The 16,731-nt window shown below is 68.8% G+C and carries 17 protein-coding genes; 9 read left to right on the forward strand and 8 right to left on the reverse strand.

The features are described from left to right. Positions 1-194 precede the first annotated feature (194 nt). A complete protein-coding gene (dapA, locus tag YU1_RS0105310; RefSeq protein WP_029003178.1) occupies positions 195-1,106 on the forward strand; it encodes a 4-hydroxy-tetrahydrodipicolinate synthase in 912 nt (303 codons plus the stop codon). 110 nt (positions 1,107-1,216) lie between these two features. Further along, complete coding sequence (smpB, locus tag YU1_RS0105315; RefSeq protein ID WP_029003179.1) at positions 1,217-1,693, forward strand: SsrA-binding protein SmpB; 477 nt, start codon at positions 1,217-1,219, stop codon at positions 1,691-1,693. Positions 1,694-1,790: 97 nt separating this feature from the next. Here the strand turns inward: smpB and YU1_RS0105320 are convergent, their stop codons facing one another. Beyond that, a complete protein-coding gene (locus YU1_RS0105320) occupies positions 1,791-2,585 on the reverse strand; it encodes a DUF1217 domain-containing protein (RefSeq protein WP_029003180.1) in 795 nt (264 codons plus the stop codon). Between the two features lie 478 nt (positions 2,586-3,063). Between YU1_RS0105320 and YU1_RS0105325 the strand changes: the two genes are divergently transcribed. Beyond that, positions 3,064-3,651: a peroxiredoxin gene (locus YU1_RS0105325; RefSeq protein ID WP_051356521.1), complete on the forward strand. Its 588-nt coding sequence runs from the start codon at positions 3,064-3,066 to the stop codon at positions 3,649-3,651. 72 nt (positions 3,652-3,723) lie between these two features. Here the strand turns inward: YU1_RS0105325 and YU1_RS0105330 are convergent, their stop codons facing one another. Continuing rightward, on the reverse strand, positions 3,724-4,662 hold the full coding sequence (locus tag YU1_RS0105330) for a LysR family transcriptional regulator (protein ID WP_029003182.1): 939 nt from the start codon (positions 4,660-4,662) through the stop codon (positions 3,724-3,726). A gap of 93 nt (positions 4,663-4,755) precedes the next feature. On the opposite strand from YU1_RS0105330, the gene YU1_RS0105335 reads away from it, so the two are divergent. From YU1_RS0105335 to YU1_RS0105345, 3 genes are all read left to right on the forward strand, one after another. Beyond that, complete coding sequence (locus YU1_RS0105335) at positions 4,756-5,550, forward strand: NAD(P)H-dependent oxidoreductase (RefSeq protein WP_029003183.1); 795 nt, start codon at positions 4,756-4,758, stop codon at positions 5,548-5,550. A 97-nt stretch (positions 5,551-5,647) separates the two neighbouring features. After that, positions 5,648-6,307, forward strand: a complete 660-nt coding sequence (locus tag YU1_RS0105340; RefSeq protein WP_029003184.1) for a DUF433 domain-containing protein — start codon at positions 5,648-5,650, stop codon at positions 6,305-6,307. Continuing rightward, positions 6,304-6,723 carry a DUF5615 family PIN-like protein gene (locus tag YU1_RS0105345; protein ID WP_029003185.1) on the forward strand — a complete coding sequence of 140 codons (420 nt, stop codon included), beginning with the start codon at positions 6,304-6,306 and terminating at the stop codon, positions 6,721-6,723. Before YU1_RS0105340 ends, YU1_RS0105345 begins: the two co-directional genes overlap by 4 nt. A gap of 47 nt (positions 6,724-6,770) precedes the next feature. Here the strand turns inward: YU1_RS0105345 and YU1_RS0105350 are convergent, their stop codons facing one another. The 3 genes from YU1_RS0105350 to YU1_RS0105360 form a co-directional block, all read right to left on the reverse strand. Then, on the reverse strand, positions 6,771-7,259 hold the full coding sequence (locus tag YU1_RS0105350; protein WP_084539679.1) for a c-type cytochrome: 489 nt from the start codon (positions 7,257-7,259) through the stop codon (positions 6,771-6,773). 75 nt (positions 7,260-7,334) lie between these two features. Next, entirely contained in the window at positions 7,335-7,976 is a 642-nt protein-coding gene (locus tag YU1_RS0105355; RefSeq protein ID WP_035714078.1) for a uracil-DNA glycosylase, read from the reverse strand. Between the two features lie 58 nt (positions 7,977-8,034). After that, entirely contained in the window at positions 8,035-8,640 is a 606-nt protein-coding gene (locus YU1_RS0105360) for a LabA-like NYN domain-containing protein (RefSeq protein ID WP_029003188.1), read from the reverse strand. A gap of 200 nt (positions 8,641-8,840) precedes the next feature. On the opposite strand from YU1_RS0105360, the gene rpoZ reads away from it, so the two are divergent. Next, positions 8,841-9,230, forward strand: coding sequence for a DNA-directed RNA polymerase subunit omega (gene rpoZ, locus YU1_RS0105365; protein ID WP_029003189.1), 390 nt, complete (start codon positions 8,841-8,843; stop codon positions 9,228-9,230). 275 nt (positions 9,231-9,505) lie between these two features. Here rpoZ and rimO read toward each other — a convergent pair whose 3' ends face one another. Next, positions 9,506-10,864, reverse strand: a complete 1,359-nt coding sequence (gene rimO, locus YU1_RS0105370) for a 30S ribosomal protein S12 methylthiotransferase RimO (protein WP_029003190.1) — start codon at positions 10,862-10,864, stop codon at positions 9,506-9,508. A gap of 53 nt (positions 10,865-10,917) precedes the next feature. Here rimO and YU1_RS28095 point away from each other — a divergent pair, with 53 nt between their 5' ends. After that, positions 10,918-12,453, forward strand: a complete 1,536-nt coding sequence (locus YU1_RS28095; RefSeq protein WP_084539680.1) for a sugar porter family MFS transporter — start codon at positions 10,918-10,920, stop codon at positions 12,451-12,453. A gap of 56 nt (positions 12,454-12,509) precedes the next feature. Here the strand turns inward: YU1_RS28095 and YU1_RS28100 are convergent, their stop codons facing one another. Both YU1_RS28100 and YU1_RS28105 read right to left on the reverse strand, forming a co-directional pair. Next, the gene (locus YU1_RS28100; RefSeq protein WP_051356523.1) at positions 12,510-14,579 is read right to left on the reverse strand and encodes a TonB-dependent receptor family protein; all 2,070 of its coding nucleotides are present in this window, start codon (positions 14,577-14,579) and stop codon (positions 12,510-12,512) included. A gap of 244 nt (positions 14,580-14,823) precedes the next feature. Next, positions 14,824-15,189 carry a DUF2946 family protein gene (locus tag YU1_RS28105; RefSeq protein ID WP_051356524.1) on the reverse strand — a complete coding sequence of 122 codons (366 nt, stop codon included), beginning with the start codon at positions 15,187-15,189 and terminating at the stop codon, positions 14,824-14,826. A gap of 831 nt (positions 15,190-16,020) precedes the next feature. On the opposite strand from YU1_RS28105, the gene exbB reads away from it, so the two are divergent. Further along, a complete protein-coding gene (exbB, locus tag YU1_RS34820; RefSeq protein WP_342446984.1) occupies positions 16,021-16,731 on the forward strand; it encodes a tonB-system energizer ExbB in 711 nt (236 codons plus the stop codon).

A 16,731-nucleotide genomic window follows, 5' to 3' on the forward strand; every position in this document is an offset into this window, starting at 1 on the left:
TGAGGCGAAGCCGCGCGCGGATCAACCATCCCGCGCAGGGCTTGCCCAGGGCCTGCAAGGCGCGGGCGGGGCGGGAGCGGCGGGCATCGCGCGCCATGCCCTTTCCGTTCCGGACACAACACTGTATCTGAAGCGGTCCGCCGTGCCCTCGCCAAGGGGCCGGCGCATCGACACTTGAAAACAAGGCTTCAGCCATGTCGTCCGTCACGTCGTCCGCATCGTTTGCCGCACAGTTCCGTGGGTCCTTCACCGCCCTGGTCACGCCGTTCCGCGATGGTGCGCTCGATGAAAAAGCCTTCCGGGGCCTGGTGGACTGGCAGATCGCGGAAGGCACCAACGGCCTCGTGCCCGTGGGCACCACCGGCGAGAGCCCGACGCTGAGCCATGCCGAGCACAAGCGCGTGATCGACTGGGCGGTGGAGCAGGCCGCCGGCCGGGTGCCGGTGATGGCCGGCGCCGGCTCCAACGACACCGCCACCGCCATCGAGTTCTCGCAGCACGCCCAGAAGGCCGGCGCGCAGGGCCTGCTGGTGGTCACGCCTTATTACAACAAGCCCTCGCAGGAGGGCCTGTACCAGCATTTCGCCGCCATCGCCGGGGCGGTGGACCTGCCGATCTTCATCTACAATATCCCCGGCCGCTCGGTGATCGACATGAGCGTGGAGACCATGGCGCGTCTCTACGAACTGCCGAACATCGTCGGCGTGAAGGACGCCACCGCCAGCATGGCGCGGGTGTCGCTGCAGCGCCAGACGCTGGGGCCGGACTTCATCCAGCTCTCCGGCGAGGACATCACCGCGCTCGGCTTCATGGCCCATGGCGGGGCGGGCTGCATCTCGGTGACCTCCAACGTCGCCCCGCGCCTGTGCGCCGAGTTCCAGGCGGCATGCCTCGCCGGCGACTTCAAGACGGCGCTGGCGATCCAGGACAAGCTGCTGCCGCTGCACACCGCCCTGTTCATTGAAACCAACCCCTCGCCCACCAAATATGCCCTGTCGCTCCTCGGCAAGATGGCCGAGGACGTGCGCCTGCCCATGGTGCCGGTCTCCGACACCACCCGCGCGGTGGTGCGCAGCGCCATGGTGCATGCCGGCATCATCAATTAGGCGCCGCGCCGCCCCCCGGCCCGATCTGGCCGGGGGCGGACGCCCGGCGCCGTGCGGGGGCGTGCCTTGCCGGCGGGTATCTTGCCGGCGCGCCCCGTTTCGAGAGTTCGATGGCTGAGAAGAAGAAAGAACTGCCCCGCAAAGTGGTCGCCGACAACCGGCGGGCGCGGTTCGACTATGAGATCGGCGAGGTGCTCGAAGCGGGCATCGCCTTGACCGGGACGGAGGTGAAAGCCCTGCGCACCGGCAAGGCCACCATCCATGAGAGCTATGCCGCCGGCAAGAACGGCGAGCTGTGGCTCTATAATTCCTATATCCCGGAATATCTGGAAGCCAACCGCTTCAACCACGAGCCGCGCCGGCCGCGCAAGCTCTTGATGCACAAGCGCCAGATCCACAAGCTGACCGTGGCGGTGGAGCGCGAGGGCATGACCATCGTGGCCATGAAGGTCTATTTCAACGAGCAGGGCCGGGCCAAGGTGGAAGTGGCGCTCGGCAAGGGCCGCAAGGCGCACGACAAGCGCGAGGCGGTGAAGGAGCGCGACTGGAACCGCGACAAGGCCCGCCTGATGCGCGACCGGGGCTGAGCCCGGCGCCCGGCCTGACGCCCGGACGGGGCTGAACCCCGCCCGCGCATCGCCGGGCTTGGCGGACGGGCGGCCGCGCCGCCCGTCTTCGGTGGCGTCAGCCGCCGTACTTCAGGTTGATCAGCGAGGACGAGACGCTGCTGCTCACCGTGCTGCCGGAGCTGTCGATGTTGAACAGCGCCAGCACCGGATTGTTGGACGCGGTGTTGTTGGTGGCGTCCCACACGGCCGAGAAGCGCTGCAGCAGGTGGTTGACCTTCACCGGATCCTGCAGATCCTTGATGTTGAGCTTGGAGTCGATGATCTTCTTCTGCTGCGTCACGTCCACCTTGCCCATGCTGTCGGGCAGGTTGAACACCGTGGACACCACCTTGTAGAGCGCCGCGTCGCCCAGCAGGCCGTAGGCGGAGGTGACGCTGGCGGCGTTACGGCGGAAATAGAGCGCAAGCTGCACGCCCTGGTCCTGCTGGCCGAGCTCGGCCTCCAGCGACTGGGCGAGGTAATTGTTGGTCACCTGGTCGGTGGTCGCCGGCGTGTAGAGCAGCGAATTGGTCGGGTTGAGGTTGCTGAAGGCCTTGGCGAAGGTGACGAACTTCGAGTCCGTCAGCTTCATGGCGAAGCTGGTCTTGTCGGACAGGTCGCTGTTCAGCACCTTCTTCATGTAGGCCTTGGCATGGGCCATGTCGCTGAGGCCGTAGGCGGTCATGGCGAAGTTGAACAAACGGTAGTTGTTCACGAAGTCGTCCACCGACTTCACCTTGCCGATGTTCGCCTTGAAGTAGGCGATGTCGTTCTTGACCGCCGGTTCCGCCGCCTTGGTGGTCAGCGCCTTGGCTGCGTTCTTGTCATAGTAATTGTAGGTCGCGAACGTCGACCCGAAATAGATGCTCATGTGCTGACAGTCCCCACCGTCTGCGTTGCGGCCCGATGCAGCGGTCTTTCCCCACGGCGCGCATGGCGCCGCGCGGCCAGCATGCGGCACGGACATCCCGGCACCATAGCCGTTTTTGCGATGGAAATCCATCGCCGCCCCGCAGGTAGAACCTGCCTCCCATGAAGTCGTTCCGCCCCGGAGGCCGGCGGGATGTTGCTTCAGTTCATCGGCGACAGGACGCTCTTGTCCCCGGGCGTCGTGGATGTTCCAGGATGAACTGGAGATAGGGTGCGCTAGACGCTCGCTTGCGCGGTGCAAGCCCTGTGCAAGCCTGTCGTGACTTGATAGCCTGGGATTTTCCCTGCCCAGCCTCCTGCTCAGCCTCCCGGCCCGCCCCCTTGCCGGCGCCGTCCCCGCTGGCGGCGGCCGCGGTCTGGGCTAAGATGGCGGGCGCGGAAGCCCGCGCCAGCGCGCGCGTCATTTCAAGGGAAACGCCATGTCCGACACCGAGGCCCCGTCCGACACCGAGGCCCTGCCACTCGATCTCCCCGTGCCGGCGGACGACGGGGCCGCGGCGCACCTGCCGGGCCTGGAACTGCCCATCGTCCGCCTCATGGGCACGCACGGCCATCCGGTGGACCTGTCCGATCTGTCCGGCCGCGTGGTGGTCTATGCCTATCCGCGCACCGGGCGGCCGGGCGAGCCCTCGCCGGAGGGCTGGGACGAGATCCCCGGCGCGCGCGGCTGCACGCCGCAGTCCTGCGCCTTCCGCGACAGCCTGGACGACCTGCGCAGCGTCGGCATCCACCATGTGTTCGGCCTGTCGGCGCAGGAGACCGAATACCAGCGCGAGGCGGCCGAGCGGCTGGCGTTGCCGTTCCCGCTTTTGTCCGACCACCGGATGGAATTCACCCGCGCCATCCGCCTGCCCACCTTCACCATGGGCGAGCTGACGCTGCTGAAGCGCCTGACCATGGTGATCGAGGACGGCGCCATCGCCCACGTCTTCTATCCGGTGTTCCCGCCGCAGGAGAGCGCGCGGCAGGTGGTGGATTTCCTGCGCGCCCACGACGCCGCCCGTTGAGCGCCGCCGGGGCGGGCCGCCCGGCGGGGGAGTGCCACCCTGCGGGGGAAAGCCGCCCTGCGGGGCCTTGGGTCACGCCCCGGACTGCGGCCGCGACGGCACGATGCCCGGCACGCCGCCGATGCGGGCGGAGAGGAAATCCGCCAGCAGCCGCACCCGGGCGATGCCGGCGCGCTCGGGCACCATGAGCAGGCTCAGCGGCGCCGGCGACAGCGCGTAATCGGGCAGCATCACCTCCAGCCGGCCGTCGGCCAGCAAATCGTCCACCAGCCAGTGGTGCGCCGGGGCGAAGCCGCGCCCGGCCAGCAGCGCCGCGCGCGCCGCCAGCCCGTGGTCCACCTTGAGCCGGCCGCCGAACGGCACCTGATGGCGCGCCCCGTCCGGCCCCTCCAGCACCAGCATGTCGCTGCCCGCCACATTGGTCATGCGCACGCCCTCGTGGCCGGCGAGGTCGCGCGGCGCGGCGGGGCGGCCGCGCGCCGCCAGATAGGCGGGGGCGGCCACCAGCAGGCGGTGGCTCATGCCGAGCGGGCGCAGCTTCAGGGAGCTGTCGGCGAGCGGCGCGAGGCGCAGCGCGATATCGACGCCTTCGCGCACCAGGTCCACCCGTTCGTCGCTGAGGCTGAGATCGATCGCGATGTCGGGATAGAGGTCCTGGAAGGCGAAGATCAGCGGGGTGATGTGCCGCACGCCCAAGGCGGCGGTCGAGGTCACGCGCAGGGTGCCCGCCGCCGCGCCGCGCGTGCCCCGCGCCTCCTCGCCCGCCTGTTCCACGAGGCGCAGGACCTGCACGCAGTCCGCGTGATAGCGGCGGCCCTCATCGGTCAGGGTGACGCGCCGCGTGGTGCGGCTCAGCAGCGGCACGCCGAGGGCCGCCTCCAGCTCCTTGAGCTGCCGGGTGACGGTGGACTGGCCGATGGCGAGCTCGCGCGCCACCGCCGACAGGCTGCCCCGCTCCGCCACGCGGACGAAGGTGCGCATGCGCTCCAGGGTGATGTCTGATCTATCCATAATCCGGCACAATCATATGTATTGCTCAGACGTAGTGGATCGGCCGCCCATTGGCTAGCTAAGGCACATGTCCCGCTGACCGGAGGTCCGATCATGAATGTGCTGCTTGTCTTCGCCCATCCCGAGCCGCGCTCGCTCAACGGCGCCTTGCGCGATGTCGCCGTCCAGGAACTGGAGGCGCAGGGCCATCAGGTAAAGGTGTCCGATCTCTATGCCCAGGGCTGGAAATCGCAGATCGACCGCGCCGATTTCCCCGCTTTGGCGCCGGACGCGCGCTTCGACCCCGGCGCGGCCTCCGCCGCCGCCTTCGCCGCCGGCACGCTCACCGACGACGCGAAGGCCGAGCAGGAGAAGCTCTTGTGGGCGGACGTGCTCATCCTCCAGTTCCCGCTGTGGTGGTTCACCATGCCGGCCATCCTCAAGGGCTGGGTGGACCGGGTCTATGCCTATGGCTTCGCCTATGGCGTGGGCGAGCATAGCGATCGGCGCTGGGGCGACCGCTATGGCGAGGGCGTCTTTGCCGGCAAGCGGGCCATGCTGGTGGTGACCACCGGCGGCTGGGAGGCGCATTATTCCGCCCGCGGCATCAACGGGCCGATGGAGGACCTGCTGTTCCCCATCAACCACGGCATCCTGTTCTATCCCGGCTATCAGGTGCTGCCGCCCTTCGTCTCCCACCAGGTGCGCCGGCTCGACGCGGCCGGCTTCGCGCGGGAGGCCGAGCGCCTGCGCGAGCGGATGCGCACGCTGGCCACCACGCCGCCCATTCCCTACCGGCGGCAGAATGGCGGCGACTATCTGATCCCCAGCATGGAACTGCGCCCCGGCCTGGGCGACCCCGGCGCCACCGGCTTCGCCTTGCACCGCGACGCGGGCGGGGCGGGGTAGGGCGCGCGGCGCGGCAGGGGCGGCAAGGCACGGGCGGGCGGCGCGCCCGCCCGTGCTTGAAATCGCGGGTTTCGGATATATATTCCGAAGTATCGGAATGATTTTGAGGTCTGCGGTGGCAACGGGCGAGGACATGCTGAAGCCTGCGGAGGCCGCGCTGGTGGCGCATGTGGCCGTGGGCGACGTGCATCGGGTCATCGACGAGCACATCCTGCCGGACACGCTGTGGAGCGCGACGGACGGGCGCCATGTCCTCGCGTCCGCCTGCGGCCTCATCGCCTTCTATTTCGGCAGCGCCGGGAGCCTGACGGCGGAATGGCGGCGGGCCGCCATTCGCGAGGCGGCGGGTCGCCTGCGCCGTGCCGGCGCGGCAGCGCCGGACGCCGGCGACTGGATTCTGCGGGATGATTTCCTGACCATCGATCTCGCCCCCTTCATCCGGCGCGCCGACGAGCGCATGGCGCAGCTTGCCGCCGCGCGCGCGCTGGTGGTGCGCGACCCCGAGATATTGGGGGGAGCGCCCGTCATCCGGGGCACGCGCGTGCCGGCCTATGATGTGGCCGCTTCGGTGGCGGAGGGCGTGCCCATGGCGCAGCTTCTGTCCGCTTATCCCTCGCTCAATGAGAGGCAGGTGCGCCTGGCCGCGCTTTATGCGGAGGCCAATCCCGTGCGCGGGCGTCCGCGAAAGGCCGAGCCGCCGGCCGGCGCGGTCGTGACCGGCGAGCGCCGGGTGCCGCGCCGCAGGGCGGTGGGATGAAATTCCTCGTCGACGAGTGCCTCAGTCCCGAACTCGTTAGGCTCGCGCACGCGCGCGGGCATATGGAAGCTTCCCATGTGGTCTGGCAGGGGTGGGCGGGCCTCAAGGACTGGGACCTCAAGCCCCGCATCCTCGCGGGGGACTGGACCTTCGTCACCCGAAATGCGATCGACTTCCGCGGGCCGGCGTCGGCGCCGGGCAGCAAGGGGCAGTATGCCGGTGTGGCGCTTCATGCTGGCCTCGTATGCCTCAACGGGCCGCCGGGCCTGACGCTGTCCATGCAGTGCGAGCTGTTTGCCCAGGCGCTGGAGGAATTGGTCGCCGCGCCTGATCTCATCAATCAGGTTCTGGACATCACTTGGCAGGACGATGCCTTGCACGTCCTGCGCTACCGGCTTCCGCCGGACGCCTTGTGATCTCAGGTCGCTTCGGTCTCGGGCATGGAGCAGGCGTGCCGACGCCCTTACCGGGCTTCGGCCGGTGCTGCGCTCTCGGCGATGAGATAGGCGATGAGGTCGGCCCGGTCGGTGGCGGCGGGCAGGCCGGGGAAGCCCATGGTGGTGCCCGGGGCGAAGCCCTGCGGTGAGGTGAGCCAGGCGTCCATGCGCGCCGCGTCCCAGCGGCCGCCCGCCGCCTGGAGCGCGGCGGAATAGCCGAAGCGGGGATTGGCGCGGCCGACGGCTGCGCCCATGACGCCATGGAGGTTGGGGCCGTTGAGATTCTGCCCGCCGGCGCTGAGCGTGTGGCAGGCGGCGCAGCGGCGGAACAGGCGGGCGCCGGCGGCCGGGTCCGCGCGGGGCAGCAGGTCCGCCACCGTGGCGTTGGCCGGCACCGGCAGGCTCGCCCAATGGGAGGCGGGGGCGGACAGGCTCCAATAGGCGCCGCCCACCAGGACGGCGGTGGCCAGGAGCGCCGCCGCCGCGACCGCGAGCAGGACGAGACGCGGGTTCATGGGGGTGGGTTCATGGACGTGGATACCCTGGACGCGGGTTCTTCGGGCGCGGGCTCATGGTCGCCGCGATGCGCCTCAGGCGGCCGCGTCGAGGAAGGCCCGCACGTCGCGGAACACCGCCTGGAACATGGCCGGGGTCAGCACGCCGGTATTGGTGTTGTAGCGCGAGCAGTGATAGCTGCCGAACAGCGTCAGCCCGCCGATCTCGCGCCGCGCGCCGTGGCCGAAGCGGGCGCGGGACATCTTCTCGCCCAGCGTCACCACCACCGAATCATGGGCGATCTTGCCCAGCGCGACGATGGCGGCGAGGCGCGGCATGGCGGCGATGGTGGCTGCGAGGAACGGCCGGCAGGTGCGGATTTCCTCGGTGGTCGGCTTGTTCTCCGGCGGCACGCAGCGCACCGCGTTGACGATGCGGGCGTCGTGCAATTGCAGGCCGTCCCGCGGGTCGGCGCGATAGGTGCCGCTGGCGAAGCCGAAGTCGATCAGCGTCCCGTAGAGCAGGTCGCCGGCATAGTCGCCGGTGAACGGGCGCCCGGTGCGGTTGGCGCCGCGCACGCCGGGGGCGAGGCCGACGATGAGCAGCCGCGCATCGGCCGGGCCGAAGCCCGGCACGGGGCCGTTGAACCAGGACGGCTCGGCCGCCCGCCACTGGGCGCGGAAGGCCGCGAGGCGGGGGCAGAGCGGGCAGTCATGCCCGGGCTCCTGGGCGATCAGCGGGTCTCGGGGGCGCGATGGGGCGCGGGTGCTCGCTGGGGTCTGGGCGATCAATCGGTCAGGTCTCGCTGGGGTCCGCCATGGGGGCGCCGCGCCGCTCCAGGAATCGGGGCGTTTCCTGCATGCGGTTGGCGCGCTCGGCGGGATCCCGACCGATTTTCGACTGAAGGTCAACCAGATCGATGAAGACGTCGGCCTGCCGGCGCAGGTCGTCGGCGATCAGCGGCGGCTGGGTGGAGATGGTGGACACCACGCTCACCCGCAGCCCCTTGCGCTGGAGCGCCTCCACCAGCGAGCGGAAGTCGCCGTCGCCGGAGAACAGCACGATATGGTCGACGCTGCCGGCCAACTCCATGGCGTCGACGGCGATCTCGATGTCCATGTTGCCGCGCACCCGGCGGCGGCCCTGGCTGTCGGTGAACTCCCGCGCCAGCTTGGTGACGACGGAATAGCCATTGTAATCCAGCCAATCCAGCAGTGGCCGGATGGAGGAGTATTCCTGGTCTTCAACCAGGGTCGTATAATAAAAGGCCCGCAGCAGATAGCCGCGCCCCTGGAACTCCTTCAGCAGGCGTTTGTAATCGATATCGAATCCGAGCGCTTTGGTCGCGGAGTACAAATTGGCGCCGTCGATGAACAGCGCGATTTTTTCCATACCTTGCATCGGAACCCTGCTGATAAAAAACTAGTGGCTATTTTGGAGCGATTTTAAGCTAGAGCCAACGGCACAGTTCTCGGTCACTCCGCGGGCGAGTGCAAGCGAAAAACGCACCATTGGCTTGCCGCAACCTGCCGGATCGGATATAGGGCCAATCTTTCCCATGCCCTGCACCGCTGTTGCGCGCACGAAGGAGTGCCGAGTCCATGGCCCGTGTCACCGTTGAAGACTGCATCGACAAGGTCGATAACCGCTTCGAACTGGTTCTCCTGGCCGGCCACCGCGCCCGCATGATCTCGTCCGGCTCGCCGATCACCATCGATCGCGACAACGACAAGAATCCGGTCGTGGCCCTGCGCGAGATCGCCGACGAGACGGTCAGCCCCGAGGATCTGAAGGAAGACCTCATCCATTCGCTCCAGAAGTACACCGAAGTGGACGAGCCGGAGCCCGAGATGGTGCCGATGATCGCCAGCGGCGAGAGCGGCTCCGGTGATGATACGGACATCGTGCTGGACCGGATGACGGAGGAGGAACTGCTCGCCGGCCTCCAGGGCCTGGTGCCCCCGGAGCAGACGGACGACGACGAGGGCTGATTCCCGCCCCCGACATCCTGTGGTTGTATTTGCGCCGGTGATTGCCAAAAAGGTGGTCACCGGCGCATTGCGTTCAATGCATACCTAAAGTCTGTTTCGCCGTCAAAATTGCATGGATCGCGCGTCGAGACAAACCCCCGGCCGTGCCTTTTCGCGGCCGCGAAGCCGCCATCTTGCGGCACACGGTGTCGCAAGTGGGAAAGTCGTGCGGAATGACGCGGAATTCGGTGCGGAATCGCGGGAAAGTCCGTGGGTGATACACGGACCGTCCGCGGTCAGAAGCCGACGGCGGTGCCCATCAGGTCGTAGGCGTCCGAGCCCTCGATCTTGACCGTGGCGAACTCGCCCACCCGCAGCGGCCGGCGGGCGCTGATGCGCACGCTGCCGTCGATCTCCGGGGCGTCGCCCTTGGTGCGGCCGACCGCGCCGCCGGGCGTCAGGCTGTCGATGATGACCTGCTGCCGGCTGCCCACCTTGCGCTTCAGCCGGCGGGCGGAAATCGCCTGCTGCTTCAGCATGAAGCGCTGGTAGCGCTCGGCCTTCACCTCGTCCGGGACGGCGTTGTCCAGGGCGTTGGCGGGCGCGCCGGCCACCGGCTCGAACTTGAAGCAGCCCACCCGGTCGAGCTGGCCTTCCTCAAGAAAATCAAGCAGTTCCTGGAATTCTTCCTCGGTCTCGCCGGGGAAGCCGACGATGAAGGTGGAGCGCAGGGTCAGCTCCGGCACCGCCGCGCGCCAGGCCAGCACGCGGGCCAGGGTCTTCTCCTGCGCCGCCGGCCGCTTCATCCGCCGCAGCACGCTCGGGCTGGCATGCTGGAACGGAATATCGAGATAGGGCAACACCTTGCCGGCGGCCATCAGCTCCATCACCCGGTCCACATGGGGGTAGGGATAGACGTAATGCAGCCGCACCCAGGCGCCCAGCTCGCCCAGCGCCTCGGCCAGGTCGAAGAAGCGGGTGGACCAGTCGCGGTCCTTCCAGCGGCTCTCGGCATACTTCAGGTCGACGCCATAGGCCGAGGTGTCCTGCGAGATCACGAGAAGCTCGCGAACCCCTGCGTTCACAAGCTTTTCCGCCTCGCGCATGACCTCGTTCAGAGGCCGGGAGACCAGATCGCCGCGCAGCTTGGGGATGATGCAGAAGGTGCAGCGGTTGTTGCAGCCTTCCGAGATCTTCAGATAGGCATAGTGCCGGGGGGTGAGCTTGACCCCTTGTTCCGGCACGAGATCCAGGAAGGGGTCGTGCTTGGGCGGCACTGCGTCATGCACCGCGGCGAGCACGCTCTCATATTGCTGCGGGCCGGTGATGGCGAGCACGCTCGGATGCACCGCGCGGATCTGCTCGGGCTCTGCGCCCATGCAGCCGGTGACCACCACCCGGCCGTTCTCCGCCAAGGCTTCGCCGATGGCCGAGAGGCTTTCCGCCTTGGCGCTGTCGAGGAAGCCGCAGGTGTTGACGATGACGAGGTCGGCGCCGTCATGGTTGCGCGTCAGCTCGTAGCCTTCCGCCCGCAGCCGCGTGACGATGCGCTCGCTGTCCACCAGCGCCTTGGGGCAGCCGAGCGAGACGAACGAGATGCGGGGCGCGCCGGCGGGCGCGGGGGTGGGCGTGCTGGTGGGCGCGAGTTCGGCCATGGCGCGGCGCGCAGGTCCATTGTTGTGCGAGAAGCCCGAGGCGTTACGGGAGGATGGCGCCCCCGTCAATCCCATTGGAGCCGTTCCAGGCTTCGCGCGGCGCAGGGCGGGCATGCGCATACCGGCGCGGGGCGCCCCCGCCCGCCTTTCCATGCCCAATCGGAAGCGCTACAGCAAAGCAGGCGCGTCCTGCGGCGGCGCCTGCGGGAGGGGATAGTCGCATGGTGTATCTCATCGCATCCATCGCCGGCATCGCCGGCCTGCTGTTCGGCTTCGACGAGGGAGTGATCGCCGGCGCGCTGCATCTGCTGCGGGCGGAATTCGGCATTTCGCCTTTGGCGGAAGGCATCATGACCGCCACCGTGCCGTTCGGCGCCGTGGGCGGGGCGCTCATCGCCGGCTGGCTCGCCGGGCCGCTGGGGCGGCGGACCCTGCTGCTGGGCGCGGCGGCCCTGTTCGTGGTCGGTGCGCTGCTGTCCTCCCTGGCCGGCAGCCTGGTCACGGTGTGCATCGCCCGGCTGCTGCTGGGCATCGCCATCGGCGTCGCCGCCATGGTGGCCCCGCTCTACATCTCCGAGACCGCGCCGGCGCGCATCCGCGGCATGCTGGTCTCCATCTACCAATTGGCGATTACGCTCGGCATTCTCGGGGCTTACCTCGTCGGTTATGCCTTCTCCGAGAGCTGGCGCACCATGTTCGCCACCGGCATGGTGCCGGGCCTGATCCTGCTGATCGGCGTCGCCATCCTGTCCGATACGCCGCGCTGGCTGGTGCTGCGCGGGCGGCGGGAGGAGGCGCGCAGCGTCATCGCCAAGAACCAGGGCCTCGCCATCGAGGATGGCGAGGTGAGCGCGGAGCTGGCCGCCATCGAGGCGGCGGCGCAGGAGGACAGGAGCCAGGGCGGCTGGCGCGAGCTGCTGGGACCGACCGTGCGCCCGGCGCTGATCGTCGGCATGGGGCTGTTCCTGCTCCAGCAGCTCAGCGGCATCAACGCGGTGATCTATTTCGCCCCCACCGTGTTCCGCCTCTCGGGCTTCGACAACACCTCCACCCAGATGCTCGCCACCGTGGGCATCGGCATCGTCAACGTGCTGATGACGGTGGTGGCCATGGGCCTGATCGACCGCATCGGCCGGCGCCGCCTCATGTTCATCGGCTTCGCCGGCGCCGCCTTCAGCCTCGGCCTCATCGCCGTGGCGGCGGGCACCGGCTCCAGCGACCTCCAGGCGCTCGCGCTGGTGGGGCTGGTGCTCTACATCGCCTCGTTCGCGGTCAGCATCGGGCCGCTGCCCTGGGTGATGATGTCGGAAATCTTCCCGCTGCATTTGCGCGGGCCGGGCATGAGCATCGCCTCCATCACCAACTGGGTGTTCAACTTCATCGTCGTGCTCACCTTCCCGGTGCTGGTGAACGCCATCGGGCTGGCCGGCGTGTTCGGCATCTATGCGCTGGTGTGCGTGGGCGGCCTGCTGTTCACCGCCCGCCTCGTGCCGGAGACCAGCCAGATCTCGCTGGAAGAGATCGAGCGCCACCTGAAGGCCGGCAAGCCGTTCAGCGCGCTGGCGGCGCGGGCGGCGAACCCGGCCTGAGAGATGCCGCCCGGCCGCCGGGAGCGGCCGGGCGCTTGTTTGGGCGGGCGCTTGCTTCAGAAGGTGAAGCGGGTGCCCACCGTCACGGAGCGCCCGTTGCCGGGCTCGAACAGCGCCTGGTTGGCGCTGGCCCGGCCGGTGACGCTAACGCTGGCGATATAGTTCACATCCAGCAGGTTGCGGGCGTCCATGTAGAAGGACGGCCCCTTGCCGTTGTCATAGCCCAGCCGGAAGTTCAGCAAGGCGTAGGGCGAGGTATCGAGCGTGTTGGCGTCGTCCACATAATAGGCGACCGGCACCCATTCCACGTTCGGCCCGGCATAGAAGCCGCTGGGATGCTTGTAGAGCAGTTCCGCCCGCAGGTAATGCGGCGGGATGCCGGGCAGCCGGTTGTTGCCCCACACCGGGTCGTTGTTGAAATAGAAGTCGCTGTAGGTATAGGCGACGTTCAGCCAGACGGAGTCCGTGATCGGGCCGGGCGTGAACAGGTCCTTGAGCACCTGCACCCCGAAGCCGGCCTCCAGCCCCTGATGGATGGTGCTGCCCAGATTCACCACCGTGCAGGTCAGGCCCAGGGTGTTGCCGGGGTCCTGGCATTGCAGCTCGTTCTCCACCCAGGAGCGGTACAGCGACACGTCCCAGCTGTAGGTCGGCGCCTTGCCGCGCGTGCCCACCTCGATGGTGGTCGCGGTCTGGGCCTGGAGGTTGCCGATGATCGGATCGACGAAATTGGTCAGTTCCGAGAAGGTCGGCACCTCGCCGGAGCGCGAGACGTTGCCATAGACCTGCGCCCCCGGCGCCACCTCGAACACGAAGCCGCCCTTGGGCAGGAACAGGCCGTAGTCATTGCCGCCGGAGGTGGCGTTGTAGATGGCGGTGCGGTCAAGGCTGGCCGAGAGATACTGGAATGCCCCCACCAGCGCGAAGGCCGGCGTCAGGTAGAAATGGTCCTCCATGTAGTAGGTGGTGGTGGTTGCGTCGTCGTTCGACCAATAGGCCAGCTTTCCGGCGATGCCGGCGGTGTTCACATAGCGCTGCGCATCGGTGGTGCCGGTGCCGTAATTGATGCCGGCCACCAGGCGGTTGTTGAAGCCGCCGATGCTGCGCTCGTCCACCAGCCGGGTGAAGGCGCCGTACTCCTCGTAATTGTAGTTCAGCACCTGGAAGATGGGGTGGTTGAGGTCCTTGTTGGTGTAGAAGACGCCGCCCTCGATCTTGGTGGTGTCGGAGAGGATGGCGGTGGTCTTGTTGGCGAGCCGCACGGACTCGATGTTGCGCTGATAGTTCAGCAGCACGTTGGTGGGATTGGCCGATTGCGGCGAGTTCAGCGCCACGGTCTTCGAAACCGACCCGGGGATCTGCTGGTTGACGTTGGTGGCGTTGAGATAGAAGCGCGTTTCCAGGCTCTCGTTGAGCTGGATGCCGAAATTGGCGCTGCCGCGGGTGTTTTCGCCGGCGGAATGGTCGCGGAATCCGTCCTGGGTCAGCCAGGAGCCGGTGACGAAGCCGTCGAACGCCCCTTGCGCGCCGCCGGTGCTGGCCTGGAGCCGGTAGAAGCCGAACGAGCCCACATCCACCCGCCCCTCGAACGGGCTGGCATCACGGCCGGTGAAGGTGACGAAATTGATCGCCCCGCCGAGCGCGTTGGCGCCGAACTGGTAGCCGTTGGCGCCCTTGAACACCTCCACATATTGGAAGGCGGTGGGATCGATCTCCTGGAAGTCGCCGCCGCCGTCCACGGACGAGAGCGGAATGCCGTCCTGGAACAGCTGGATGCCGCGCAGGTGCGAGCTGCGCGAGACGCCGGAGCCCCGGATGGAGAGGCGGGTGTCCTCGCCCCATTTCGGCTGGGCGAACACGCCGGGCACGAAGTCCAGCATGTCCTTCACGGTGGTGGCCGGGGTGTTGGCCCAGGCCGTGTCGCCCACCACCTCGGCGCCGCCAGGGGTGAGGTTGATGGCGGCCCGTGCGGCGCTTTCCGAGGGCACGGTCAGCGAGCCGCCGGACGTGGCCTGGACGTTGACCGTGGGCAACTCCACGCCCGCGTCCTGGGCGAGGGCGGGGAGGGGGAGCAGGGCGGGAACCGGCAGAAGCGCGGAGGCCGCGAGCAGGGCCGGGCGCAGCATCCGGCGTCCCCAGGGGCGGTGGGGTATGAAAGGGGGCATGGCAAAATCCGGGCGTCCGGCGCGCGATCCGCGGCCGGGCCTGTGAGAATCAGAAAGAGGAGAGGAGGCCCGCGCGACGCCGAGGCAGGGACGGCTCGCCAACCGGCAGCCAGCCATGGGGAAACACCGTCCCCTGCTTCAACGGGCGATGGGCCGGGCAGCCGGGATCACGCGATCCGGCCGGCCCCGCTCCGGCACCGAGACGTCAGGCGCGGGCGGGCGGCGCGCGGGGGCGGGCGCTGGGAGAAAAGAGGGTGCGGGGAGGCGGCTGAGCGGCGCCGGGCGCGGCCAGCGCCAGCACCGTGAAGGACAGCGGCAGCCCGGCCAGCACCACGGGCGGCAGCACCGACGCGCCGCCGGCCAGCGGGCAGGCGGTGCAGTCGTGCTGGACATGCCCCGGCGGTCCGTCGCCATGGCCGGCGCCACCGTCGTCGGTGCCGGAGAGGCACAGCAGGAATGGGTCGGACCCGGCAGGCGCGGCCATCGCCCCGGCGGCAAGGCCGGTCAGGAGGGCCTGCAACACCACCAGATAGATCGCCAGCCATCGTCCCAGCAGCACGGCGGCCCGCAAGCCACGGCTCTCCCGGCCCCCGGCCCTCACGGGGCGCGGAAGCGGCGATGGCGGACGGGGTTGCGGGCGGAACACCGCTGAGCGCCTCTCGGTGGCTCGGGTTCGAAAGCGGGGCAGTTGAATTCGGACTGGGATCGTTGGTGCGTCGGAAATGACCGCGCGGCCAGGGCGTGACGCCATTGCGCGCGGCCGCCGACGCGCCGTAAAATCGCTGGAAAGCTGCCACCTTTGCGGCGGATCCCGCAACGGAATTGGCGTGCGTCACGGTAACGCAAGCGCCCGCCTCGTCAATTTTCATTTCCGCATTGCGGTGTGTTGGGGCTATAAATGCAGCAGCCAGCCAATTCCCAGTTGGGGATCGCCAGCCAACCGACACGATGGATATCGATTGCTGGTGGCGCGATGACGAAACGCGATGGTTCTTGCACGCCCGTGGCGCGTGTGCGGCGGGCAATGGCAACAGCTGCCGCGCTGTCCCTGGTGGCTCTGCTTTCTTTTGGGGCACAAGCTCAGGATAGGCCCCGTGTCGCCCAGGCGACGCCGGCCACGTCCGTTCCTACTTCTCCCGCTCCGGCGGTGACCCCGACGCCGGCCGCGCATCCCGCCGCGGCGGCTCCGGCCCCTTCGCCCTATGGCAGCGCCCCTCTGGCCCAGACGCCGCCGGCCTCCGCGACGGCCCAGACTCAGGCCCCGACCGCTCCGGCAGCCGCGCCGGTGCCGGCTGTGCCCCCCGCGCCAGGCAACTCCGTGTCCGCTCCGGACGCAGCGGGGACCGCGTCCCAGCCTGTGGCGCAGGCGCCCGCGTCCCCGGCCGCCGCCGCGCCGCCTCCCGTGACGAAGTTCGAGCTGCCGCACGACCTGTCGCCCTGGGGCATGTTCATGGCCGCCGACATGGTGGTGAAGGCGGTGATGCTGGGGCTGGCGTTCGCCTCCGTCGTCACCTGGACCATCTGGCTGGTGAAGGTGATCGAGCTCATTTCCGCCAACCGCCAGGTGCGCAATGCCTTGCACCTGCTGCGCCAGTCGCCGACGCTGATGGCCTGTGCCCGCGCCCTGCCGCGCAAGGGCGGTGCCGCCGGCCGCATGGTCCAGGCGACGCTCGGGGAGCTGGAAGTCTCCCGCGCCCTTCCGTCCGAGGGCATCAAGGAGCGCGTGGCGATCTCGCTCAACCGCATCGAGGCGGCGGCGGGCCGGCGCATGTCGCTGGGGACCGGCCTGCTGGCGACGATCGGCTCCACGGCCCCGTTCGTCGGCCTGTTCGGCACCGTCTGGGGCATCATGAACAGCTTCATCGGCATCTCGAAGTCGCAGACCACCAATCTGGCGGTGGTGGCGCCGGGCATCGCCGAGGCGCTGCTGGCCACCGCCATCGGCCTGGTGGCGGCGATCCCGGCGGTGATCATCTACAACGTGTTCGCCCGCGCCATCTCCAACTACAAGGCGAGCCTCTCCGACACCTCGTCGGAGGTGATGCGCCACCTCTCGCGCGACCTCGACCGCGAGGAAGCCGGCGCGCCCCGGCTGCGCGCCGCGGCGGAGTAG

The sequence above is a fragment of the Azorhizobium doebereinerae UFLA1-100 genome (assembly GCF_000473085.1).
Taxonomy (GTDB): Bacteria; Pseudomonadota; Alphaproteobacteria; order Rhizobiales; family Xanthobacteraceae; genus Azorhizobium; species Azorhizobium doebereinerae.

Coding starts and splice junctions, on each gene's coding strand:
- dapA (WP_029003178.1), top strand. CDS start 195: ATGTCGTCCGTCACGTCGTCCGCATCGTTTGCCGCACAGTTCCGTGGG.
- smpB (WP_029003179.1), top strand. CDS start 1,217: ATGGCTGAGAAGAAGAAAGAACTGCCCCGCAAAGTGGTCGCCGACAAC.
- YU1_RS0105320 (WP_029003180.1), bottom strand. CDS start 2,585: ATGAGCATCTATTTCGGGTCGACGTTCGCGACCTACAATTACTATGAC.
- YU1_RS0105325 (WP_051356521.1), top strand. CDS start 3,064: ATGTCCGACACCGAGGCCCCGTCCGACACCGAGGCCCTGCCACTCGAT.
- YU1_RS0105330 (WP_029003182.1), bottom strand. CDS start 4,662: ATGGATAGATCAGACATCACCCTGGAGCGCATGCGCACCTTCGTCCGC.
- YU1_RS0105335 (WP_029003183.1), top strand. CDS start 4,756: ATGAATGTGCTGCTTGTCTTCGCCCATCCCGAGCCGCGCTCGCTCAAC.
- YU1_RS0105340 (WP_029003184.1), top strand. CDS start 5,648: ATGATTTTGAGGTCTGCGGTGGCAACGGGCGAGGACATGCTGAAGCCT.
- YU1_RS0105345 (WP_029003185.1), top strand. CDS start 6,304: ATGAAATTCCTCGTCGACGAGTGCCTCAGTCCCGAACTCGTTAGGCTC.
- YU1_RS0105350 (WP_084539679.1), bottom strand. CDS start 7,259: ATGAACCCGCGTCTCGTCCTGCTCGCGGTCGCGGCGGCGGCGCTCCTG.
- YU1_RS0105360 (WP_029003188.1), bottom strand. CDS start 8,640: ATGCAAGGTATGGAAAAAATCGCGCTGTTCATCGACGGCGCCAATTTG.
- rpoZ (WP_029003189.1), top strand. CDS start 8,841: ATGGCCCGTGTCACCGTTGAAGACTGCATCGACAAGGTCGATAACCGC.
- rimO (WP_029003190.1), bottom strand. CDS start 10,864: ATGGCCGAACTCGCGCCCACCAGCACGCCCACCCCCGCGCCCGCCGGC.
- YU1_RS28095 (WP_084539680.1), top strand. CDS start 10,918: ATGGCGCCCCCGTCAATCCCATTGGAGCCGTTCCAGGCTTCGCGCGGC.
- YU1_RS28100 (WP_051356523.1), bottom strand. CDS start 14,579: ATGCTGCGCCCGGCCCTGCTCGCGGCCTCCGCGCTTCTGCCGGTTCCC.